General features: G+C 43.3%; 15 protein-coding genes. 10 read left to right on the top strand and 5 right to left on the bottom strand.

Annotated features, from left to right (window positions below; all coding sequences use genetic code 11):
• Positions 1-8: 8 nt before the first annotated feature.
• Together ACTQ53_RS14290 and ACTQ53_RS14285 are read left to right on the top strand one after the other, a co-directional pair.
• Complete coding sequence (locus ACTQ53_RS14290; protein ID WP_294971824.1) at positions 9-788, top strand: GH25 family lysozyme; 780 nt, start codon at positions 9-11, stop codon at positions 786-788.
• 235 nt (positions 789-1,023) lie between these two features.
• The gene (locus ACTQ53_RS14285) at positions 1,024-3,417 is read left to right on the top strand and encodes a TonB-dependent receptor (protein WP_441933697.1); all 2,394 of its coding nucleotides are present in this window, start codon (positions 1,024-1,026) and stop codon (positions 3,415-3,417) included.
• 135 nt (positions 3,418-3,552) lie between these two features.
• Here the strand turns inward: ACTQ53_RS14285 and ACTQ53_RS14280 are convergent, their stop codons facing one another.
• Positions 3,553-7,053, bottom strand: a complete 3,501-nt coding sequence (locus tag ACTQ53_RS14280; RefSeq protein WP_441933695.1) for a glycosyl hydrolase 2 galactose-binding domain-containing protein — start codon at positions 7,051-7,053, stop codon at positions 3,553-3,555.
• Between the two features lie 98 nt (positions 7,054-7,151).
• On the bottom strand, positions 7,152-11,012 hold the full coding sequence (locus tag ACTQ53_RS14275; protein ID WP_441933693.1) for an AlbA family DNA-binding domain-containing protein: 3,861 nt from the start codon (positions 11,010-11,012) through the stop codon (positions 7,152-7,154).
• 312 nt (positions 11,013-11,324) lie between these two features.
• On the opposite strand from ACTQ53_RS14275, the gene ACTQ53_RS14270 reads away from it, so the two are divergent.
• The 3 genes from ACTQ53_RS14270 (at position 11,325) to ACTQ53_RS14260 (ending at position 16,033) form a co-directional block, all read left to right on the top strand.
• Positions 11,325-13,322 (top strand): histidine kinase, encoded by a 1,998-nt coding sequence (locus ACTQ53_RS14270; RefSeq protein ID WP_441933691.1) that lies wholly within the window; start codon positions 11,325-11,327, stop codon positions 13,320-13,322.
• 14 nt (positions 13,323-13,336) lie between these two features.
• Positions 13,337-14,083: a LytR/AlgR family response regulator transcription factor gene (locus ACTQ53_RS14265; RefSeq protein ID WP_441933689.1), complete on the top strand. Its 747-nt coding sequence runs from the start codon at positions 13,337-13,339 to the stop codon at positions 14,081-14,083.
• 384 nt (positions 14,084-14,467) lie between these two features.
• Positions 14,468-16,033, top strand: coding sequence for an AAA family ATPase (locus ACTQ53_RS14260; RefSeq protein WP_441933687.1), 1,566 nt, complete (start codon positions 14,468-14,470; stop codon positions 16,031-16,033).
• Positions 16,034-16,425: 392 nt separating this feature from the next.
• On the opposite strand, the gene ACTQ53_RS14255 is transcribed toward ACTQ53_RS14260, so the two are convergent.
• From ACTQ53_RS14255 to ACTQ53_RS14245, 3 genes are all read right to left on the bottom strand, one after another.
• Complete coding sequence (locus tag ACTQ53_RS14255; protein WP_441933685.1) at positions 16,426-17,088, bottom strand: hypothetical protein; 663 nt, start codon at positions 17,086-17,088, stop codon at positions 16,426-16,428.
• Between the two features lie 62 nt (positions 17,089-17,150).
• Positions 17,151-17,663, bottom strand: a complete 513-nt coding sequence (locus ACTQ53_RS14250; RefSeq protein ID WP_441933683.1) for an HAD domain-containing protein — start codon at positions 17,661-17,663, stop codon at positions 17,151-17,153.
• 134 nt (positions 17,664-17,797) lie between these two features.
• Positions 17,798-18,292 carry a 3'-5' exonuclease gene (locus ACTQ53_RS14245; protein ID WP_218485025.1) on the bottom strand — a complete coding sequence of 165 codons (495 nt, stop codon included), beginning with the start codon at positions 18,290-18,292 and terminating at the stop codon, positions 17,798-17,800.
• Between the two features lie 299 nt (positions 18,293-18,591).
• Here ACTQ53_RS14245 and ACTQ53_RS14240 point away from each other — a divergent pair, with 299 nt between their 5' ends.
• The 5 genes from ACTQ53_RS14240 to ACTQ53_RS14220 all read left to right on the top strand — a co-directional run bounded on the left by ACTQ53_RS14240 (position 18,592) and on the right by ACTQ53_RS14220 (position 23,116).
• Entirely contained in the window at positions 18,592-19,071 is a 480-nt protein-coding gene (locus ACTQ53_RS14240) for a hypothetical protein (RefSeq protein WP_441933681.1), read from the top strand.
• 62 nt (positions 19,072-19,133) lie between these two features.
• Positions 19,134-19,451 (top strand): hypothetical protein, encoded by a 318-nt coding sequence (locus ACTQ53_RS14235; RefSeq protein ID WP_441933679.1) that lies wholly within the window; start codon positions 19,134-19,136, stop codon positions 19,449-19,451.
• Positions 19,452-19,591: 140 nt separating this feature from the next.
• Positions 19,592-21,235, top strand: coding sequence for an ATP-binding protein (locus tag ACTQ53_RS14230; protein WP_441933677.1), 1,644 nt, complete (start codon positions 19,592-19,594; stop codon positions 21,233-21,235).
• A 23-nt stretch (positions 21,236-21,258) separates the two neighbouring features.
• Positions 21,259-21,900: an HAD domain-containing protein gene (locus tag ACTQ53_RS14225; protein ID WP_441933675.1), complete on the top strand. Its 642-nt coding sequence runs from the start codon at positions 21,259-21,261 to the stop codon at positions 21,898-21,900.
• A gap of 64 nt (positions 21,901-21,964) precedes the next feature.
• Positions 21,965-23,116 carry a PD-(D/E)XK nuclease family protein gene (locus ACTQ53_RS14220; protein WP_441933673.1) on the top strand — a complete coding sequence of 384 codons (1,152 nt, stop codon included), beginning with the start codon at positions 21,965-21,967 and terminating at the stop codon, positions 23,114-23,116.
• Positions 23,117-23,216 lie beyond the last annotated feature (100 nt).

Raw genomic sequence — 23,216 nt, 5'->3', positions numbered from 1 at the left:
TAAAATTCATGGTTAGAAGAAAAAGAAAAAACAATAATATGGGCAAGCGCTTATGCTATATAGCCTTCGGTCTTGTCCTTACTTTTATTATCGGATTTGAAGCATATCGGATGATTTCATCTTATTTCATAAGGAGAGCATCTGATAAGCAATGGCCTACCCACGATCTTACCACTGGTGAATATTCTGGCAGCTATGATGGAATTGACATCTCGCGTCATCAGGGCAGAATTCATTGGGATGAATTGGGTAAAATCAAGCGCTTGCAATTTATCTATATAAAATCTTCAGAAGGAACAAACATTCAAGATCCGTGGTACGAATCGAATATCAAGAATGCCAGAGAAAGTGGCATTCCTGTAGGATCTTATCATTTCCTTTCCAAGGCTCCTGCAGCCTTACAGTTTGAAAATTTCCGTTCCGTATATGATAAAGATAAGCAAGACTTGCTCCCCGTAATAGATGCAGAGGATGATGGTACAAAGGGAATGAGTAAAATAGAGATTCAACTGTTATTAAAAACTTTCTGCAAACTTTGCAAGGTTTATTATGGACATACACCTATTATATATTGTAGCGAGAGTTACTTCAAGGATTATCTGAGTCCAGAATTCGATAATTATTATCTTTGGATAGCCAGCTATAATCATGAGCCTGTACTACCTGGCAAACCTCATTACGACATCTGGCAATTTAGTCGCCATGGAAGAGTACCGGGAATTTGGAATTGGGTGGACCTGAATAGATTTTCTAAAAATAGAAGTATAAATGATATCAGACTTAAATAAACTTCAACAAGAAGATTACGATTACTATTACGGATAACAACATGAAAACATGTTTCTATGTAAACAGGAAGTTGAGAGAGAGGAGATGGGAGCTCTCACTATTTATGCTATGTAGCAGAAGGGGCTCACATTTTTTCTGTGCTGGCCAGTTCCTAATAAATAAGGATTTCTCATTTCCGATATTCTTCGTACCTTTGCACCCGAATTTGAATCATGCGGAAAAATATAAGAGAAAATGAATTATAAAATGATGATGGCAATGGCTGGTTTAGGCATTGCTTTACCGATTTCAGCTGATACGGCATTATCGGACAGCAGCAAGGTGTTCGATATTGACGAAGTAGTGGTCGTATCACAGCCAAAGGAGGTGTTGCGTCTCCGACAGCAGGCACTCAGCAGTACATCGCTGAGTAGCTCTTTGATGAAAAAGATGGGAGTATCCGATTTACGTGATCTTTCCCGGTTTGTTCCTAATTTTGTAATGCCAAATTATGGTAGCCGTCTTTCTTCCTCTGTTTATGTCAGAGGAATAGGAAGCCGTGTAAATAGTCCTGCTATTGGTCTTTATCTCGATGGTATTCCGGTGATGAGTAAGTCGGCTTTTAATCTCCACAATTACCAGTTGAGTAGGGTAGATGTGCTTCGTGGTCCACAAGGCACGCTTTATGGTCAGAATACCGAGGGTGGATTGGTCAAGATGTATTCCCGTAATCCCTTCGATTATCAAGGTACAGATATCAGACTTAGCTATGGTAGTAAGTATTTTCGTAATGTAGAAGCAGCTCATTATCAGAAGTTCAATCAGCATGTAGCTCTTTCTCTGGCAGGTTTCTATGAGGGTCAGAAGGGTTTCTTCCGAAATACCAATACAGGCGACCGTTCGGATCAATATAACGAAGCGGGAGGCAAGATGCTTCTCAAGACCCGTTTTGATTCGGGTTGGAAGATGGATATTCTTGCTAATTATCAGTATGTTGACCAGAATGGATTTCCTTATGGAAAGCTTGATTTAGAGACGGGGAAGGCAGACCTTCCTGCTTCTACTTTCCCAGGAACGTATCTGAGAAATAACCTGATAACAGGTTTGAAACTGGGATATACCGGAAAGGGATATGATTTTACTTCCGTTTCCAGCTATCAGTATGTCAAGGACCGTATGTTGATGGATCAGGATTATCTTTCTGCCGACTACATGCATATCCTACAGGAACAATTGCAGAATTCCTTTACCCAGGAACTCTCCTTGAAGAGCAACAAGGCAGTGGGAGACTTCTGGCATTGGACAGTAGGTGGCTTTTTTTCCAAGCAATGGTTGAAGACCAACGGTCCGGTCTTTTTCGATGATGCGATGACAGCTCCGATTGGCAATGCAATCCAGCAGCAGATGTATACTGCCATTCATGCTTCGATGGTTAAGAAAATGATGGCGCAGGGAATGCCGGAAGTGGCAGCCAAGGCTGCTGCCAGTGCTGCCATTGAGAAGGCTGGAGGCATCAGCATGGGTGTCAGCATGGGTGCTCCTGGACTTTATCATACTCCGCAGACCAATCTCGGTTTCTATCATGAGAGTAATTTTGATATTACTTCCCGTCTGGTGGCAACACTGGGCTTGCGATATGATTATTTGCATACGGGCATTCATTATCAGTCGTCTGCCTATATGGCAATGACAGCAAATATGATGGGGCAGAAGGCTACCTATACGCTTAGAAGTGCTCTGGATGAAAAGACGAATGATGATTACAGCCAGTTCCTTCCAAAGATTGGTATTACTTATCGTCTTGATGATCAGCAGAGTAATATCTATGCCAATATCAGTAAGGGTTATCGTGCCGGTGGCTATAATATTCAGATGTTCAGCGATATCCTTCAGACGGAATTGAATGCCAATCGTCAGCAGGCATTGCGTGGTGATTACGATGTGCCTCATACTGCCGAGGATTATGAGAAGGTGAACCAGACTATATCATACAAGCCAGAGGTTTCATGGAATTATGAAGTAGGTTCTCATCTCAATCTCTTCAATCATGCTCTTCATCTCGACCTGAGTGCCTTCTATATGAAGGTAAGAAATCAGCAACTCTCAGTGATGGCAGGCAACTATGGATTTGGTAGAATGATGGTGAATGCCGGCAGGAGTCATAGCTGTGGCATTGAGGCAGCTTTGCGAGGCCAACTTGCCAATGGTCAGCTCGACTGGATGTTGAATTATGGCTATACTCATGCTGTCTTCGATGAATATACTGACGGTGAAGGTGAGAATGCGGTTAGTTATAAAGACAAGCGTGTGCCATACGTTCCGATGCATACCCTTTGTGCCATGGCAGACTATCGTGTTAACTTCAACTCCAGTTTCTTGCGTAACATGGTTTTCGGAGCAAACGTAAACATGCAGGGCAAAACCTATTGGGATAATGCCAATACCTATAGTCAGGATGTTTATGCCGTATTGGGTGCTCATGTTGCCTTCGATTTCGGCATCCTGCAATTGAACTTATGGGGCAAGAACCTCACAGACACCAATTACAATACCTTTGCTGTAGACAATGCCGCAACCGGAAAGCGCGAATATTTTGCGCAGCGTGGCAATCCATTTCAATGTGGTGTAGATTTGAGTTTTCTATTTTAGATGATAATTGTCTCAACTCACTAAGAAACTATTTTTGCAGTAGAAGAAAAGACGCTCTGCAAGACAAAAGCATCAGAATAATCATGCTTTTGCTCTTGCAGAGCGTCTTGTTTATGATTCAATGGATTTCAATGATTATTTATTGAAACCGGTTATTTCTACGTATGGTGCCTGACCTCTTCCGTCCTCATCGCGATAAGATACCTTGATTATCTTGCACTCATCCGGCATCAGACAGAAGTAGTTGTCGCTGTAGATGACAGGCTGTATCTGCTCACCATCGCCACCTTTCAGGTTCAAGCGAATCAGGAGGGCAGGAACATTGCCAGTATTGCGGATCTCTACTTCTCCAATCCACTCTTCACCCTGCTGAACGAAGCGCTTGCCGCTGATGGCAACGGTTGCCTTAGGGAGTTTGGAGAGTGCCTGAAGGTTGTCTTCTTCCTTGCCTTGTACATAGAAGTTGTCTGAAATCATCTGGCTGTTCTGCTCCAGGCTCAATTTGATGTAGTAAACTTCCTCATCCGGTTCGCTAACGCTAACGGCATCTACGGTCTGGTCTTCACCCACGTTCACTTCCTTGCTTTCTTCCTTGAGCAGCTTTCCGTACATATCAAAGATCTGAGCCTTGGCAACCAGACCATTCTTGGCACCACCAGAGAAGTTAACCACCTCAGCAACCTTCTTCACTGGGTTATACTGGATATGTAATGGTTCGCAAGCCTTCTTCACACCAAAGTAAGCGGCTGTTGGCTCAAAGTAGTAATCATAGGTACACCATACCATGCTTGGCCAGCAGGCATGACTCATCCAGATGAGCAAACCGAGACGATCTTGCTGGGAAGACTCGTACATCGCACGGTAGCCATCATAGTTGAGCCACTGTGCCCACTTGGTAAACTGCTCTGCACTCTGAGGTTTGCCATAACGCTTTTCCATGATGTTGTTGAAAGATTCACCTCCCTGAGCCCCCTTCAATGTATAATCATGCTGTCCCCATGCATCGCTTTGTGGCCACAGATGTTCCGGTTCCATCATTCTGCTCAACGATTCGAAGGTAGGAACATTCGGCATACCTCGTTCTGAATGCAATTTATGACTCTGGTTAGCGAAGTAGAATGAAGGCGACTTCATCTGATAAGGACCATGTCCACTCACACCCAGGTCGGCTGAGCTGGGAATATATCCCAACTGTGGATGGATATCCTTCACCTGTTCTCTCAATACCTTGTCAATTGCTGCCGGAGGGAATCCCTCGTTTCTTCCGCAGTAGATGCCGATGCTGGCATGGTTGCGGATACGGGAGATGTAATCAGCTGAGTTTTCCAGGAACATCTTGTTGTCATCAGGATCTGGTCCGTCCCATGGGTTAGCCAGCCAGAAGTCCTGCCATACCATGATACCATACTTGTCGCATGCTTCATAAAGTTCCTCATCGCCAATCTGACCTACCCAGTCGCGAATCATGTTGTAGTTCATCTCCTTATGATAACGTACTGCTGCATCATATTCACGTCCACGATAGTTGAGGTTGGTTTCCGAGAATCCCCAGTTACCGCCCAGTGGGTTCAGTCGCTTGCCATTGATGTAGATCTTGGTCTGTGTCTCCAGGTCAGCATAGCTCATCTGTCGGATACCTGCCTTATAGGTTACCTCAGAAATCATTTCGCCGGAAGCCTTGTCTGATACCTTGAAACCGGCATCATATAAATAAGGTGAACCATAACCGTTAGGCCACCAGAGATTCATGCGCTGATTCTTGAGCTGTGGATAGTCGGTAGGAGCGAAGGAAACCTCACGCTTCTCGTTTGGCTGCAGACTAACTTCCTGCTCAAACTTGATCTTGCCGATATAACCAGCCAGTTTCACGGTCTTAGCCACGGCATCTGCATTCTGCAGGAAGACAGATGGGGTCATTGATGCCAGGGTGTCAGGCAAGTTCAGGGTTGATGTAACCACAGGATCCGAAACACTTACGCCATTGTCATGGGTAAGATAGACATCATTCCATATACCGATTTCACGACCTGGTGTATTGGTTATCCAGTCCCAGCCGATAGAAGCGTGGAAGGTAGGGTTGTCAGCACCCAGCTCTCCACCATTCAGGTCAGTGTTCTGGAGATTTTTCTGCTTCACAACGCCAAAGTGAGCATTTTTGATGACATGTACCTCCAACTTATTGGAACCAGGTTTCAATAAGTTGGTTACGTCGATACGAGAGCGGATAAAGGCACCATCAATTCTACCTATCTTTTCGCCGTTCAGTAATATATCAGCCTTCCAGTTGATACCATCGAAGTTGAGATAGGTATGCTGCTGCTTGTTGGCAGACGGCTTATGTTCGATGGTGGTACGATACCAGAAATCAGAGTTGAAGAACGATTCAGAAATCTGACGCATGTTGTCATCGAAGCGGTTATCAGGCACTGCCCCGATATTCATATAGCTGGTGAGTACAGTACCAGGCACCGTAGCCTGAATCCAGGCATCACTTCCTTCTCGGCGCAACTGCCACTGATTGAGCATCTGCTTGCCATTCTTTGAAGCCAGCGTATTGGCAGTTTCTGCACGCAGGCCACCCTTACCCATTACCTGCATTTCAGATAAGGCATAGTGTCCGGATGCATCCGGTTCGGTAAGCTGCAGTCTAACATATCTGCCATGACCTTTGCAAGCTACCTTTTCTATCAACCCTTTCTTTTTTTGCTGTCCCAGGGTTGCAATATCGCTCCAGTTCCTGGCATCATTGGATACCTGAATCTTGCCCTGGCGAGCCTTGTTCACCCAGAAGAGATTCACCTGGTCGAAGTCTGCCTCTGTGCCCAAATCTACATAGAGCCACTGAGCCTTGGCATCTGTTTTATTTGCCAAGCCCGACTTCCAGACGCTGGAGAAGTGCATGGACGGACGCCATGAAGTGGTGTTGTCGATGAGTTTGATACGCCACCAGGCAGCACCCGGCATAATCAACTCGATGCGTACATGTTCGTAGTTGCCAGGTTTCTTCAGCGGGATGGAAACATTTAATTTTCTAAGTGGGAGTTTCACTACGTCCTGGAACTTATTAGGGTCGGAACTAACCTGCTGCTTAGTAGCAACACCAGGAAGGTCAGAACCCTTTTCTTCTCCCAGGACTTCCCATTTCTTTCCATTGTGTGAGCCCATCACCCGGATGGTATAGCCTTGCGAAGCCTTATCCTTATAGAAAGCCAGTTCACCGGTAAATTCCAATTTCTTGAGATTCACCGTCATGGCTTCCCAGTTAAACTCTACAAATGCATTTTCACCTTTGATATATTGGCTCGTAACCGTATTGCCGTCAATCATTTTCTCCTTGTCACGGTTGGACAGTTCGCCCTCATTGGTTTTCACACTGAGGAACGAAGGAGCTTTACTGGTGATGATACCGTCCGTTACGAGATGTCCCGTAAGGTTGAAATCTGCATTGGATGAAGTATATACCATTCGGTTCAATGCTATGTTCCGATAGGTGTTGTCCTTCACCATTCTTGGAGCCGTAAATTGAGAAGGGCGTCCAGGATATTGTCCGATACCCCTTGTCCCGGCTTGATCATCAGCATACATCATGCTTAAGGATTGGCTAAGTAAGGCCATTAACACAACTGCTTTTTTCATTAGGTTATTAATATAATTATTTACTACATTTTTAGCTTTATTCTGCAAAGTTACAAAAAAAATGCATATCTGCTGATTTTTTATTGCACTTTTATGTTTTATTTCATCTTGCAGTCGGGTAAAACTTCCATACATCTCCGGCCTTCAGCAGTCTTGAGAATGCAGCCAATGGTCTTTCTGCCTATGTTTCTGTTTATAGGAACCAGATCCTTGTTGAGTACTTCTACGTAGTGAACACCGGAGTTTGGTACATCCATAGGGAGGGTACCCTCAGCTTGCATCTTGGAGTGTTCGAACTTTGACAAGTCGTCAAATCTTACATAGCGGTTTGACTTGCCGTCGATGAAACCTACACATACCGCATCGGCTTCTGTAGCAATGGAAGCAAAGATGAGTTTTTCGCCAGCATAACGCTTAAACTCTCTGCCACGTTCCCGCTGCAGCAGTTCGGCCATGGAAACCTTGCATACCCTGCCGCTCTCGTATACCAGGATGAGCCATCCATCTTCTTCGTCTTCGTGAACGGCGAGCTTCAGTCGATAGTCTTGCCAGTCATCGTCATCCAGAACCTTATATTCATCGGTATCCATCAGGCAGATAACAGCTGTGACCGGACGATAACCTTCCTCATAGTCGTGGAGCACATTGTTGCGGAAACGCGAGGTCTGGATATGGTCGGTGATAGGAGCCGATTCCACGAGTCGGCTGCTGTTCTTTGTCTCCTTTTCATGTGGAGTTGGTTCGGCTGTTGAAGCCGGTGCAGAGGCAACAGCCAGATGCGGAATATGTTCTTCAGCCCATTGCTTTCTGATGGCGAGGAACTTATCTCTATAGTTCTCGTTTACCTTGCGTGCTGAAGTTCCCATACGCTCAAAATATTCGTAGCCCACAGAAATTGGGGTAGGGCATGGTTCGATGTCGATGATGAGCACGGCGTTGCTTACTTCCTCATCAAAGTGGGTATGCACATAGTGGGCCCCCTCCTGTCCGAGATAGTAAACCATTTTGTTGTTGACGTATGTTTCATATTTGTCTCTTGAACCCTTGAAGAGCGTATTCTTCAGGTCTTCTTCCAGACCCATTTCGTAACCGATATCTGATACGCCAAGATACAGATGACCGCCTTCGGCATTGAGGAAGGCACAAATCTCCTGCATGATCTTGATGGTCTGTGCCTCGACATCTGCTCGCATGGAATTTTCCGGGTAGATGATAGAGGTCTTGAATTCGGTATGGAAGTCTTCCTTGCCATAGTTCTTCTTGTTGGAAGAAGACTTCTGCAGCTTCAGCAGCGCACGGATTTTGTCAAGAATATCAACCGCCTGGGTGAGCAGTCCCGATTTCTTCACGAAGTTGTGGGAGAGTACGAGCGATGCCAGCTGCTGAAGATGTGGATCTTCCGTCAGGCTGCTCCAGCGATAGAGTTCCTCGTAATGTTCCTCACTGTCCAGGCAGCCGATGATGCGCAGCTGCATGAAGTCATGGCGCAGGATGGCATTGCGTTCAAAGAGTTCCGGTTCTGTCTCTGCGATAAGATTGATTTTCTTTGTATCCACCTTGTCCAGTGCAGCAAAGTCGTTGAGGAGTTCCAGCAGGGTAAGACGACTGTCGTAATAGCTGACGCGCTCCTTGCTGTCCAGCATGATGGCTAGTAAACGGCAGAAGTTGAGATAGTTGTAAGCCTTGATGTTGTCCTCTTCCAGTGTTGCCTTGGCATCGATGATTCCCATCAGTTCGGCTACGTATACCGGATTCATGCTGACGGCATTTTCCAGTTCATCTTTTTCTTCCTTAGGGTTGTATACCTCGTTGTTGGCATAGCCGCGCATAAGCTGGTGGAAAGCTTCGGTAATTCCGAATCTGCTTTCAGGAGATTCCCGCAGGAAGGTGGCATAGAGGTAACCGTTGCTTCCTTCCGTGATGTTATCCACCTCTACTATCATGCCCTTCTTCAGGTCGCTGAGTTCCATGCCGGGGGCTGGAGCCACGGAGACAGAGAAACCTTCGCTGCTGACAGCCGGAATGCGAGGCACGCCCGGCACCTGGTTAGACAGCAGACAGGTGAGACGGGAGTTGTAGAAAAGGTCGTTTACTCTCACGTCGTCTTCATATTCCGTTATCATGTCGTGCATGGCAAAGACATAGCTTCCGTCACCCTTTATGTCCTTTACATAGGCACGCAGCATGAGTGGCATTCCCTGATATTCAAAGGATTGGATATTGATTTCTCCAGGGTAGAAAGATACCACATCGTTCAATACATCGAGTGTACCTTCTCCCTCGCAACCATCTTCTACCACCTTACATTCGAAGACGTATTGTGCGGGCAGCTGTTTGGTAACGATGATTACGGTTTCATCGTCGATATAGAGTTTTCTGTTCTGTTTCTTGGATGTCTTGCGTTTTTTGGAGAAGAGAGAGTGGTTGATATACTCCCAGAGTTCCTTAAAGTGTTCGATGGTAGTACCCACCTTGCCTCTCAGTTTTACCGGTGGCTTTTCGTCAAGACGGATGGAAAGACCATGCCAGAGTCCCATTCGGGCAGAAAGCGGCATGTAGAGATTATCCCTGTCAAGGTCTTTCGGCTGGATGGTGATGGCCTGCTCGTTGACAGAAAGCAAAGCCATGTCACTCTCATATTTGGCGGGTTCAAAACTTTCTACGGTATCGTTGTTCTGCGAGCAGAGCATATTGGACAGTACGAAGGCATCATCACTGTTGAAAGGCAGGGCAGCATCAAACTCTGCCTGGGTAAAGAGTGAGAGAAAAGCTCTCTGTAGGGTCTTGTTTGGATCACTCACGTTCATCAGTGAAACCAGTCGGTAGAGAATGGCCTGATTCAGTGAAGTATCGTAAATCTTGTGGGTGGCATTTCTGCCCAGTATCAGTTCAATGATGAGTACCTGTATCATCGTCTCCTTAGTGGTTAGGTCGCTGGAGAGTCTGTCGGTCTGATTATAGATATTGTCTACGTATCCCTGCAGCAGTTTGAGCCATTGCATCTGGAATGGCTTTCTGTTCCATAGGTATACTTCCTGGCTGCGAAGGGTAGCAAGGATGGTATCGATATGCTTTTCCATCATCGAGAAGTCGAGCATGAAGATACATTGCATGATGCAGAACTGCTTGCGTGGATGATAGATGTAGGCGCAAGTAGAGAGGGTAGAAAGTATATGGCTGATGGTATCCTCTGCCGTTCCGTTTCTCAAGATTTCGATGGCTTGGATATAATAGGATATCAGTTCGATGATATCCGTGAATCGTTGTTCCAGCAGGATGCGCTCGGCTTCCTTGCAGCGTGGCAGAAGGCTCTCGCTTTCAAGGGCTTCCAGGCAACGGGCATGGATGTTCTGTAGTTGTTCTTGTAGTTCGTCTTGATTCAGACTTCTGGAAATACCGTTTATCCAGCGCAGGCATTCCAGGTCGAAAATGTCGGATGGGGTATCTCCGAGCATCAGTTTTCTGAATTCCGGTGTATTCCAGCTTTCATTGCCGATGATATCGCAGAAATCCTTGTCGGAGAGTGAAAATTCTGATTTCTCGGCGCCCAAAACATCTACCAGTTGTACTTCCATCTGTTTCTGGCGGATTTTGGTAATCCTGCATCTTACTCTTGGGGTAAGAGCAGCATTGATGACGGTATCTCGTTTTAGTATGGCCGTAAAACCGTATTGATCTTCCAGATGGTAGCAGTCACCTATGGTCAGTTTTATCTTGAAGTCTACCTCATCGTCTTCTTTATAATATTGCCTCATGAGGAGTTCTATGTTCTGGGCAATGAAAACCTTGCCCAGGTGGGTGGTTACCATCAGGCAGTTGAGGGTTTCTGGCATAGGTTGCCTTCTCTGGAAGTCAATCTGTGCTACTTTATAGATTCTATCTTCTACTTCGATGACGAATTTATGTTCTTCTTCATCTATTCGCAAAACCTTTGCTGTTATATTCTTGTAGTTGTTCATAAATTAATAGTTTTGATATGCGCTGCAAAGATACAATAAAAAACTGACTTTCCTCCTTATTTTCTGTTTTTTTCTTCCTCTTTCCCTCAGAGGAATAGAAGATGTGTCTATGATAACGAAAATGAGGATTATCTACCAGGATATGTGCTTATGTTGTATGAAAGCAGGTATATGTTGTCTTTTGATGGTAAGAAAGGTAAATAAAATATTCTATATCAGCGACATAAATTCATAAAAAACTTGGTGAAATCAAGAATTATGTGTATTTTTGCAATTGTAAAAAGTTTAAAAACTAACACTGGATAATACTAAATGGTGAGAGTAAAACATATATTATGGTTGTTTTTGGTTTCTTGGATGTTGATAGCTTGCCAGCAGGAAAAGCATGACAGAAGCGGGGACGATACGAACAGCTTGATTTCCATTGAGGATTCGATGGAGGCTAACCCCCGGTTTGTCCGTCAGAAAATAGATGATGGAATGAAGAAGGCTCCGGATAGTCTTACCTATTATGAATATATGTCCAGACTGGGCAAGTTCTTCGTGCTTTCTTCTTCGCCGGATTCCATGCCCCTATACATCAATCCGGTCGTAGCCTTTGCCGAGCATCAGCCGGAATCTCCTCGCCGAAACAGTCTCCTGGCTTATGCCTACAATTGTCAGGCAGGCAATTATCATAACTTTCATAAGAAGAGAGAAGATGTCATCACGCTCTATCATAAGGCATACGAACTGCTCAGGTACAGCGATTCCCCAAAGTTGATGCCGGATGTCTGTGCCAATCTGGGAGATGCCTATGTCTTCGACAACAACTTGCCCCAGGCTGCTCTTTGGTATCGAAAGGCGCTGTTCATAGCCGATTCTCTCCAAATGCCGAAGGAGCAGACCGCATCCCTGTATATGGGACTGGGACGCATCTATCTGCTGCTGGAAGACTATGAGGCAACCGTGAAATGTTATCAGCAGACCGAGAAGTATTTTTCTGATCTCTCGCTCAACCTGCAGGCTTATTTCCTGAACAATTATGGTAATTATTATTACTATACCAAGGATTACCATACTTCTCTGAAGAAATTTCTGATGTTGATGAAACTGCTGGAAAAACACGATAAGCATGAAACCTTCAGTATGTATCTCTGCAAGCTCAATCTGGCAGATGTCTATCTGAATCTCAATCAGTTGGACTTATCAGAGAAGTATCTGGATGAAGCCGAGAATTACATGCGTAAGAATGCCGATGAGAGTGGCATCTACTATTGCAATACCATCCGTATCGGACTGGCAGTAAAGAAAAAAGATTGGAGTGCCGTGAGCCGGATACTGGCAGTAGAGAAATCGGATGACCAGATGGACTTCTCGTTGCGCCAGATTCGTCATCAGTATCTGGGAGAATATTATGAGGCTAAGGGCGACTATCGCCAGGCTTATCATATTATGAAGGCAGATGACCTGATGCAGGATTCCCTGGCACACAATCGAACCCATATGCGCTCCGTTGATATCATGCAGCGTTTTGCCCAGGACAACCTGCAGCTGCATCATCGCATAGCAATAGAACATAAGAATGTGGAGATCCAGCAGGCTAGAAGTTTTATCTATCTGATTGTGGGCATTCTCTTGGTTCTGATTCTTTCTGCAGCCTTGTTTGTGGTTCGTTATCGCAGAAAACAGGAGGCGGCTAAGCTCAATATCATGAACCTGAAGCTGAATAATGCCCGCAACCGTATCTCGCCTCATTTCGTCTTCAATGTCCTGAACAACAAGATAGTGAAATCTGATAAGGAGGAGGCAAACGAATTGCTGGAATTGACCAAACTGATTCGGGCCAACCTGGACATGTCGCTCCAGATGCAGACGTCTCTCAGGAAGGAGCTGGAATTCGTAAGACAATATGTGCAGGTAGAGAGCAGGCTGATAGAAGATGACTTCAAGTTTGACGTCCAGATAGATGAAACCATCGACCTGGACAAGGTGATGATACCGTCCATGTTTGTGCAGATTCTGGCAGAGAATGCCTTTGTGCATGGCCTGAAGGGATGGGAAGGCGAGAAACGCCTCACGATACAGGTACAAAAGGGACAGAAAGAGGAAGTCCGTATCACGGTAGAGGACAACGGACCTGGGTTTGATGCTACCAGAATGGCACTTCAGCATCGTACCGGACTCAACATCATCCGCCAGACCATTGCCATCGTGAACGAACGCAATAAGAACAAGATAATTTTCCAGATGCATAACAAGGTAGATGCTGATGGAAAAATCTTGGGATGTCAGTGTACCTTCTTTGTACCTATAAATATAAAATACTAAAAAATAGTCAGATTATGTTAGCAGTCATAGTTGATGATAATAAGCAAGCTGCCCAGGATTTGGCAGAGCGTCTCGGTGATTTCGATGAGGTGGAGATTGGGGGCATCGCCCTCAATGGCATGGATGGATTGGCACTAGTCGGTCAGGTCCAGCCCGATGTCCTCTTCCTCGACGTACAGTTGCCCGACCTGTCCGGTCTTGATTTTCTGGAGAAGATGAGCAGTCAGACCCACGGCAAATGTCGTGTCGTGATGTATACGGCGTATGATGAATATATCTTGCCTGCATTCCGCAAGAAGGCTTTTGATGTGTTGCTCAAGCCTATCGAAGATGCAGAGTTGGCAACCATCATGCATCGTCTAACCCATGAAGACGTCTTTGTGCTTCATCCGGACGAGAACAACAATCTCCGTAAGCAGAGTTCTAAGTTCCTGTTCTATACCAACACTTTGGATTTCAAGCTGATAGACAAGCGCGATATCGGACTCTTCCAATACAATCATGAGCAGCGCTGTTGGGAGGTGGTGGTTGCCGGAAGCAAGAAGACCATCCGTCTGAAGCGTAATCTCAAGAGCGAGGCCCTGCTCGATTTGAGCGATCAGTTTGTGCAGATCAATCAGAAGTTCATCATCAATATGGATTATCTGATAGAGGTGGTAGATAATGTCTGCCATTTCTATCCTCCGTTTGATGCGATAGATTATGTGAAGGTGAGCCGCGTCTATCGCCGTAAGCTGATAGATCATTTCCATAGTTTGTAAAGCATAAAGCCTATGTCATACTTGAAACATACACCCGATCCCTCCAAACAATGGTTTGTTTTGAGGGCAACATATAACAGGCAACAGAAAGCTTACGATTATATCGTCAACAGTAGCAGTCATGCTGATGCAGAGGTTTATCTCCCTCTGTGGTTTAACGATTTTAGTTGACCACTTTTAGTTTTATTTGTAAGACGAGTTGACTCTGTTAAAACTTATTTATAATTCACGTTGACTTTCCTGACTGTGGGCAGAATTTTATCAACTCTTCTATATACATGTCTTTAATCGCATTGTGAATGTAGCAGAAAAAAAGAGTGAAAACTTGGTATATTCAGATTTTCTTTGTAATTTAGCAGCGCAAAACGTAAAGTGGGTAAGATTATGGCAGAAATAGTGAATAAATATCCTGTGGGGATACAGACTTTCGACGTGATTCGTGAGGAAGGATACCTCTATGTGGATAAGACGAAATACATCGCAGATTTCAGGAAGAAAGGAATGAAGTATATCTTTCTAAGTCGCCCTCGGCGGTTTGGAAAATCGCTTTTTGCCTCTACTTTGCAAGCCTATTTCGAGGGGAGAAAGGAACTTTTCGAAGGATTGGCCATTGCTGATTATGAGAAGGATTGGGTGAAGCATCCTGTACTGCATTTCGATATGAGCGGTGCCAAGCACTTTGATGGAGAGCGACTGGAAAGATATCTGGCTGATATGCTTGAAGAGAAGGAAATAATCTGGGGATACAAGTCGCATCAGGAAGATGCCAATCTCAGATTGAAAGACCTGGTAAAGAAGGCTTGCGAGCAGACGGGTGCAAAAGTGGTTGTTATTATAGATGAATATGATGCCCCATTGCTGGATGTTGTGCATGAGAAGGATAATCTTAGTCAGTTGCGTCGTATCATGCAGAATTTCTACAGTCCTTTGAAAATGCTCGACCCATATCTTGAGTTCTGCTTCATTACGGGCATTACCAAGTTCTCCCAGCTCAGTATCTTCAGCGAGTTGAATAACCTCGACAATATCAGCATGCTTGACCAGTACTCTGCTATCTGTGGCATCAGTAAGGACGAGCTTGTCACATCTCTGAAGCCTGATGTAGAGGCTTTGGGTGAGTCCTTAGGTGTATCTTATGAGGAATGCCTGGATGAATTGCGCCAATATTATGATGGTTATCATTTCAGCGAGCATTCTGAGGATGTGTTCAATCCGTTCAGCCTGATAAGAGCGTTGTCTGGTCAGAAGATTGATGCCTATTGGTTTGGTTCAGGTACGCCAAGCTTTCTCATCAAGAGTTTGCAGAAATATCATGTTAACGTGACTGATATCGAGCAGAAGAGCGTGAGTGTGGACGATTTCGATGTGTCACCAGAACAGATGACCTCTGCCTTGCCATTGCTTTATCAGAGTGGTTATCTCACCATCAAGCAATACAAGCCGTTCACCAAGAGTTATAAGTTGGGTTATCCTAACCAGGAGGTGAAGATTGGAATGCTGAAGAGTCTTGCGCCCAATTATCTTTCGCCGGTTTCCGTAGATAATAACGGACTGGTGAATGAGTTCGTAGAACTGGTTTATGAAGGAGAAATTGAACAGGCAATGGTTCGTTTGAAGGCATATCTATCCAGTATCTCGAATCGTCTGAGTAACAAGAATGAGCGTGATTTCCACACTGTCTTCTATCTGATATTCAACCTGATGGGTGCTCTTATCAAGGTGGAGGAGGATAGTGCTATAGGCAGGGCTGATGCCGTGCTCCATCTGCCTGCAGCCATCTATGTGTTCGAACTGAAATACGATGGCTCTGCCGAGGAGGCCTTGAAGCAGATAGATGACAAGGGTTATCTCATTCCATATTCTGCCGATGGCAAGCGATTGTACAAAGTGGGGGTGAATTATGATAGTACCCAGCGAACAATCAGCGACTGGATTATCAAGGAAGGATGATTTTCGAAACCAATTCGTGGTTTTTTCTGCAGTTGTGAACCACGAATTGGCAATAAAATGCTTAGCATGGCCGGATTTTGATGATATTTCTCGCTGTTTCATGATACTTCTATGATACTTCTCCCTCCATTTTTAGAGAAGTCTCATTCTGTTAACGCTTTGTGTATTAAAGATATAAGTCAATATTTTGGCTAATAATGATACTTTGTGACTTTTTTCGAGCAAAAAGATTTATACGTGCGTAGGTTTAAGCTAAGCCATTTTCCTTAAGTGGGCTCAGTAAAAAACATAAATATTATTATAGTAACACAAGGCTTCTCTATAAATCAAAAGGATGGTGGGTTGATACCTTTACCATCCTTTTTGTGATTGTATGAAAACGCTCATGTTGTTTAATATTTTACTTTATCATCAAATTCCACATGTACTTCCAGGTTGAACTCACGGACATATATGAGGTCGTACAATGAGAAGTAGCAATGATCGTATAGATTATGAAAGGGCTGTATAAGATGCAGGTCTTTCGACCATTCTCTATCCAGTCCCTCATTCCAATTGTCGTTCTCAATCTCCATCCCCAACCAATTCTCCAATTTCTCATTGATACTTTGCTCAGGAGGACGCTCTTTACTGAAACGGAGCGGCCATGCGCAACCCTCATCATAGAGTGCATTGAAACCTCCACATGTGAGAGCATCCCACACCTGTTTTGCCGTTTCTGTCTGAATGGGGTGAAGTGCAGGATATTCGTAACCAAGGAATATCTTTCCTTCCACCTCAAAATCTCCAGAAATGTCCTTACGATGCAGGTATTCTTGATAAACTGTCATCGTCCGGTGATAAAGCTGCGTACATGCCTTTCGAAGTGCATCATTGAAACCGATGAGGAGCTGCTTCGTCTCATCGTCATATACATTCAATTGCCATAGTACGTTGCAACGCTTTTCGAGCAAGTGCTTCATCACAAACTTTTCTTTATCAGAGTATTGGCAATACTCGTTTATTCTTGCAATGTCTTTCTCCAGCATGGACAATGCGAGAGTCTTCAAATACATGTTTTATGTTCATATCTTGATCCCATAAATTACGGTTATACTTATAGAAAAACTTAATTCCTTTATCCGTTAAGAATCTTAATGGCTCTGTTGGCTAGATCCCCAGTAATGCCATCATACGGATTGGTCAGGATGAAGTGTGGCAGTTGCGAATCCTGTATCACGTATTCATCATCGATAATAACATACCGACCTTCATCTTGGAGATTGTCAGCTATCCATGATGCGATTTCCACTCCTTTCCATTGGGTGTGTGCGGGATTCATTTCATCAAGGTTGGCATTGAGTAGCATGTTGTTGGTGGCAGAAGACGGTGTTACATCAATAACTTTGCCGGGCATGTTTCTGTCGCTCCACATCTGTTGCATAGCCTCTAACCCAAGATATTTCCACGATGATTCTATTACGATATCAGCATTGGTCTTTTCTACTATTCTCTTAAGTTCAGCCACTGTCTCCGGGTCGAAGAAAGCTCCATACTTGTCTTTCCTGGATTTCCCATGATACATAAGCAAGTTCTGGTTGTACTCAGTATTCAGTACACCGTCAAAATCGAGAAAAATTATTTTCTTCATACACATTATTTTATTGGATAATGAGAGATGAACCAATCCAAAGAGAGTGCTTCACGGTATGAACCCGTGAAAGCAACTCCCTTGTAGTGCAATTGTCATTTTTGTGACAAAAACATTAAAATGAGTTGTAAGAGTTATAGTAGTTTCCTGGCAATCCAAGCACAGGCCTCTGCGTCAGCCAGGGCATTATGGTGTTGGGTTAGGTCGTACCCGCAATAAGCAGCTACGGTTTGTAGTTGGTGGTTGGGTAGGAGAGATCCTAACTTTCTTCTGGAGGCTCGGCATGTGCAATGGAACTCATAATCGGGATAGTCCATCTGGTACATTTGAAACACAGACTTCAGACATCCCTCATCAAAAGGTGAGTTGTGGGCTACCAATGGCAGTCCCTCTATCTTTGGCTCAATCTCAGTCCAGACCTCCGGAAACACCCTAGCGTTCATGGTATCTTCCATGGTAAGTCCATGCACCCTAGTATTCCAATAGGAATAATACTCAGGCTCTGGCTTGATGAGACTGTAGTAGCTATCCACAATCTCACCATCCCTTACTATCACAATGCCCACGGAGCAAACGCTTGTGCGTTGCTGGTTGGCAGTCTCAAAATCTATCGCTGCAAAATTCTTCATGAGTGCAAAGTTACTAATTATAGATGTATTATCCAAATTTTTAATATTTATATATCCATATTGGTATGCCCTTTTCCTTGGCAATTTCTATCATGTGCTTGGTTCCATGAGATTTGCCATCCCAAAAAGCAACAAGATGTGTTGCCGTAACAAGCATATTCATGTTTGCTCATTAAATTTTCTGCAAAATTAGATGAAACGTGAGAAAAATCATTGCGCATGAAAAAAGTTTTTATTGTGTGAAACGAATTTACTCAGGTGTGGGCTATCTTTGCATCAGAATTTTTATTTGATATACAATGGAGAAGTTTGATATTAATAAAGAAATGGCGAAGTTAAAAGGACTGAACATTATCGAAAAATGCTCGGCTTTAGACGATTTGCTTGATGATTTGGAAGATGCCCAGGAGCAGATTATCTGTGCCAAGGATGAGATTTCCGAAGAATACGCCAACGTTTTTACGAAGAAGTTCCATGAGGAGATAGCTTCCTTTATAGCGGAAACCTTCGATGGTAAGATTCCATATGTTGAAAAATATGGTTATCAAATCATGTATGACAACAGGCCCATTTATATAACCCTTTATTGTACTTATGGTGAATGGTCTATTTGTCTTTTTGTAAAGAGTGGAAGTACGAAACATCTGACAAAACTTGCAGGTGTTTTAGGTGTCAATATAACAGGGAATGGGGCATCTTTGAACTTAGAAGTTACAGAGAAAGATTTGATTTCCAAGGTGAAGCAAATCATGTTACTCTCAGACTCCTACGAAAAATGAATCTTTCATCAGGTAAGATTTTTATTTCATAAATCGAACATATAACTTAAAAATAAAGCATAATGAACAAAACTATAAAAGAGCAATTGGATAAGATGGAAAACCGTTTGGACGAGGCCCTAGATAATGACCTCTTCAATGATTCCGAGTTTGACATGGATGACTTTCAATCAGAGGTTTGCTCCTTTGAGAGAGAGCTGAACGAGATATTGGAGTTCAATCGTGAACATCTTCAATTTCCGGAGTTGGAGAAGATTTGTTCCGTCCAGAAGAAAATCAAACAGGTGAAGGATGAGTATGAATTCTATGATCCAGAGTATGAAAGAAGCGTCATGTTCCCAAATGGTGAGGATGAGGAAGAGGATGATATCGCCTTCTAAATATAGACAAGTATGGAAAATAGACCTTATTTGAGAACCATATTGGGAGGAACGGACTTTAGAAGTCTTTCCCTTTTTGAGAAAATAGTATGTATTAATGTAGTGCTATTATGGTTATGCAAACGTCGTGTAAAAAAGATATGGAGCAGATGGACTTGCTCCAAGCATTCGAAATAATCGTAGATAAGGCAAAGAATTCTTCTCTGGGTGAGAAGTTCTATGAGGAGGCTGATTCATCTCTTGGATTTGTCTCCGATAAACTGGACATATCCAAGCGTGCCAGTGCCATCATGGCCTTGTTTGCTGACAGATGCGATGACAGTCACATCCAGTTCTCGGACTTAACGGATTTCTTGGACTGTCGTATCCTTAGCTTGCTTCGATATGCCAATGAAATCCAAGAGCTTGTTGACAAGGAATATATCTGCCGCAATAGGGATGAAGGTTTCTATTATACCATCCCAATGGAGGTGATGGAGGTGTTCCAACATAATGAGCGTTATAATCCTATGGATGTGGAGGAACTTACAGCCAGAGAACTATTTGACAAGTTCGATGAGTTGTTTACGAAATGTCGCCGTAGAAAGATTGACAAACAAGTGCTGAGAAGAAAATTGATGGCATTGGTAGCCAAGAACGAAAAGTTGGCTTTTGTCAAGGCGATGGCTTCCTACGATGTAGATGCGGATGATATGTACTTCCCGCTTTTCGTCTTGTTTTGTACACTCTTTGTTGTCAATGGTGATGATAACATCCGATACCACGACTTGAAATTTATATATAAAGAAGGCGATGCAGAATGGCGATGCGCAAAGCGGGGCTTGAGTCAAGGTGATCACTTGTTTTTTGTGGAGAAGTTCATTGAATATACCAATGACGATGGCTTTGTGGATAGAGAGTCGTTCAAAATTACGGATGATGCCAAGAAACAGCTTTTCTCGGAACTCAACCTATCATCCATGCGTGGTTCTCGCCCGAAGGGTGGCATGCTATCCTTTGAGGACATCAGCCCCAAGCAACTATTCTACAATAGCAAAGAACAAAGGCAAGTGGAAGAGTTAACTTCCCTCTTGGATGAGGAGCATTTCCAGCGTATCAAAAATCGATTGAAAGAAACCAACTTCAGAAGCGGCTTTGCCTGCCTTTTCTATGGTGCGCCTGGTACAGGAAAGACAGAGACTGTGCTTCAGATAGCCAAGAAGACTGGTCGTGACTTGATTCAGGTGAACGTTTCAGAGGTTAAGAGCATGTGGGTTGGCGAGAGCGAAAAGAACATCAAGGGTATCTTCGATGATTATAAGAAGAAGGTGAAACAATTAGCCAAGGCACCCATCTTGCTTTTCAACGAGGCTGATGCCATCATCGGCAAGCGTCAGGTGGGGGCGGAAAGAGCCGTTGAGAAGATGGAAAACAGTATTCAGAATATCATCCTTCTGGAGATAGAACAGTTGGATGACATCCTCATTGCCACGACCAACCTCCCAGAGAACATGGACAAGGCCTTCGAGTGCCGTTTCCTCTATAAGATACAGTTTGAGAAGCCAGACTTGAATTGCCGTACTCAGATTTGGCAAGCGATGATTCCGCCTTTGAATGATGCCGACGCCAGTTACCTGGCGGGCAAGTATGATTTCAGCGGTGGTGAAATAGAGAACATCGCCCGTCATTTTACCATCCAGACGATATTGCATGGCAAGTCTGAGAACATGGTCAAATCCCTTGCTGAGTTTTGTGAAAGAGAAAGACTGGAAGGGAGCCGTACCAAGAGAAAAATTGGATTCTAACGGCTGATATATAACAAAAAAGTATGGAGAAGTATCTATTTTTAGATTTTGATGGAGTAATCAATACTCCAAAAGGTAAATTTGCTAAGAAAGCTGTAGCCAATTTGCTCCATTTGTTGGAAAGAAGTGATGCCAAGATCATCATTTCTTCCACTTGGCGATTGCAAGGTATGGAGTACATACAGCAATTGTGGCAGGAATACCACTTGCCTGGCGAAGTTATAGGCTTGACTCCTTCTTGCAATTCCATTAACTTTAGCAATGTAGACGGCCAGGAGGAATGGCAAGGCTTACATGGATGTAAAGGCTTGGAGATTGCAGAATGGTTGAGATTGAACGCCAAAGAGCCTTATCGTTATATAATTCTTGATGACGAGGAGGATTTTCTGTTTTCTCAACGAGAACATCTGGTGAAAGTTGAAGGTAGCAAAGGTCTTGATAAGGCTGATGTGAGAGTAGGAATTCAAATTTTAAATACCAAAGAGATCTGTCAAATGAAACGTTGGTTTTATGGTGCCCTAAAATTTATTACGGTCTATATCCTTATGGTGATGCTTTTCATGGCTTATTTTTACTGGTATCCAGAAAAAGAGATGAACAACATGAATCGTCGTGCCCTTATGTACCAAGAGTGTTTGCGTAGTCATTTTCATTGGCAAGAATAACAACGTCTACAATAATTTAGATAGAATTTCGTTTCTATGGTAAACAATTATAGCTTATAATGTGATGAATGATATAATCAATATTCTAAACCAAGTTCGAATAGTTTCACGAAAAATAAAAGAACAAAGAAAAGAAAAGTTTGAGCGTGGTGAAAATTATAATATTTTCAATGATTTGGGCTTCATGTCCGATGAAGTCCATCTACACTCTATGTTTTTGGCAAACCTGCTGAATCCAAAAGGAAGTCACGGACAAAGAGGAAAATTCCTTGAGGCATTTTTAAAAATGCTACATAAATCGTTTCCTGCAATATCTGCAGATAATTTAGAATTAGACACGGCTAATGCTTCAGTAGAAGTAGAGAAATATATAGGTAGGCAGACAGATAGTGAAGGCGGCAGAATAGATATTTATCTTACCGATGGCAAGCATAGTATTATCATAGAAAATAAAATCTATGCTAGTGACCAACATCATCAGATGCTAAGATACTGGAATTATGGAATGTCACAAAAAGGAGACGATACGGAAAAATCATTTGTTTTGATTTATTTGACATTGGATGGTTGTTCTCCTTCAAAAGAATCTTTGGGTGAAGACTTAAAGGAAAATGATATAGTTTGCCTATCCTATAAGAATGATATTAGAGGATGGCTTGATCGTTGCGTGGAGTTGTCTTCAAGAACTCCACTCGTGAGAGAAACTATCAATCAATATATTAGTACTATTGACATATTAACAAATAACGTTATGGAAGATAATAAGGAACTATTAGATATCTTGAGCAAAGAAGAAAATCTCGATGCTGTATTTGATATAATCAATAGCAAAGAGAAATTGATAAATCATATTATCAATGATGAGTTTATTCCAAAGCTGAAAGATTTAGCAAAAAGTAAAGGCTTGGAAATTTGTGGTAATTATAAGAGAAATTGGGTGTCAGATATATATCCTGGTGCACATTTTCAAAAAACAGGTTGGAAGTACTTTGACCTTGCGTTTCAATTTGACCGTCAAGGGTTAGATGGCTTGATTTTTGGATTTGTTTGTAAAGGCAACAGTAAACGTTCTGATATACCTGCTCCCATTTGGGAAAAAGTACAGGAGCATTATTCTATAACCTCCAAAATAAAAAATTGGGATAGTGATTTATGGATTCATAAGGATTTTAGAAGAAATTGTAATTGGAATAATGCACAGACTATGGGGGTGTAATTTAAACTGTGTCAAGGCTTGTTCTTAACTTTCATTCCCACTCCCTGCTGGGGGCATGCCCCCAGCAGGGAAGCCTTTTCGGCTGCAAAGTTACATAATT

The sequence above is a fragment of the Prevotella sp. Sow4_E9_plate genome (genome assembly GCF_052116205.1).
GTDB lineage: Bacteria > Bacteroidota > Bacteroidia > Bacteroidales > Bacteroidaceae > Prevotella.
The sequence above is the reverse complement of the archived record's forward strand: the minus strand, read 5'-3'. Positions and strand labels throughout refer to the sequence as shown.

What these genes read in the sequence shown, in the direction of transcription:
- ACTQ53_RS14225 (WP_441933675.1), top strand. Translation starts at nt 21,259, where the DNA reads ATGGAGAAGTATCTATTTTTAGATTTTGATGGAGTAATCAATACTCCA.
- ACTQ53_RS14270 (WP_441933691.1), top strand. Translation starts at nt 11,325, where the DNA reads ATGGTGAGAGTAAAACATATATTATGGTTGTTTTTGGTTTCTTGGATG.
- ACTQ53_RS14230 (WP_441933677.1), top strand. Translation starts at nt 19,592, where the DNA reads ATGGAGCAGATGGACTTGCTCCAAGCATTCGAAATAATCGTAGATAAG.
- ACTQ53_RS14255 (WP_441933685.1), bottom strand. Translation starts at nt 17,088, where the DNA reads ATGTATTTGAAGACTCTCGCATTGTCCATGCTGGAGAAAGACATTGCA.
- ACTQ53_RS14285 (WP_441933697.1), top strand. Translation starts at nt 1,024, where the DNA reads ATGAATTATAAAATGATGATGGCAATGGCTGGTTTAGGCATTGCTTTA.
- ACTQ53_RS14240 (WP_441933681.1), top strand. Translation starts at nt 18,592, where the DNA reads ATGGAGAAGTTTGATATTAATAAAGAAATGGCGAAGTTAAAAGGACTG.
- ACTQ53_RS14235 (WP_441933679.1), top strand. Translation starts at nt 19,134, where the DNA reads ATGAACAAAACTATAAAAGAGCAATTGGATAAGATGGAAAACCGTTTG.
- ACTQ53_RS14260 (WP_441933687.1), top strand. Translation starts at nt 14,468, where the DNA reads ATGGCAGAAATAGTGAATAAATATCCTGTGGGGATACAGACTTTCGAC.
- ACTQ53_RS14245 (WP_218485025.1), bottom strand. Translation starts at nt 18,292, where the DNA reads ATGAAGAATTTTGCAGCGATAGATTTTGAGACTGCCAACCAGCAACGC.
- ACTQ53_RS14265 (WP_441933689.1), top strand. Translation starts at nt 13,337, where the DNA reads ATGTTAGCAGTCATAGTTGATGATAATAAGCAAGCTGCCCAGGATTTG.
- ACTQ53_RS14290 (WP_294971824.1), top strand. Translation starts at nt 9, where the DNA reads ATGGTTAGAAGAAAAAGAAAAAACAATAATATGGGCAAGCGCTTATGC.
- ACTQ53_RS14275 (WP_441933693.1), bottom strand. Translation starts at nt 11,012, where the DNA reads ATGAACAACTACAAGAATATAACAGCAAAGGTTTTGCGAATAGATGAA.
- ACTQ53_RS14280 (WP_441933695.1), bottom strand. Translation starts at nt 7,053, where the DNA reads ATGAAAAAAGCAGTTGTGTTAATGGCCTTACTTAGCCAATCCTTAAGC.
- ACTQ53_RS14220 (WP_441933673.1), top strand. Translation starts at nt 21,965, where the DNA reads ATGAATGATATAATCAATATTCTAAACCAAGTTCGAATAGTTTCACGA.
- ACTQ53_RS14250 (WP_441933683.1), bottom strand. Translation starts at nt 17,663, where the DNA reads ATGAAGAAAATAATTTTTCTCGATTTTGACGGTGTACTGAATACTGAG.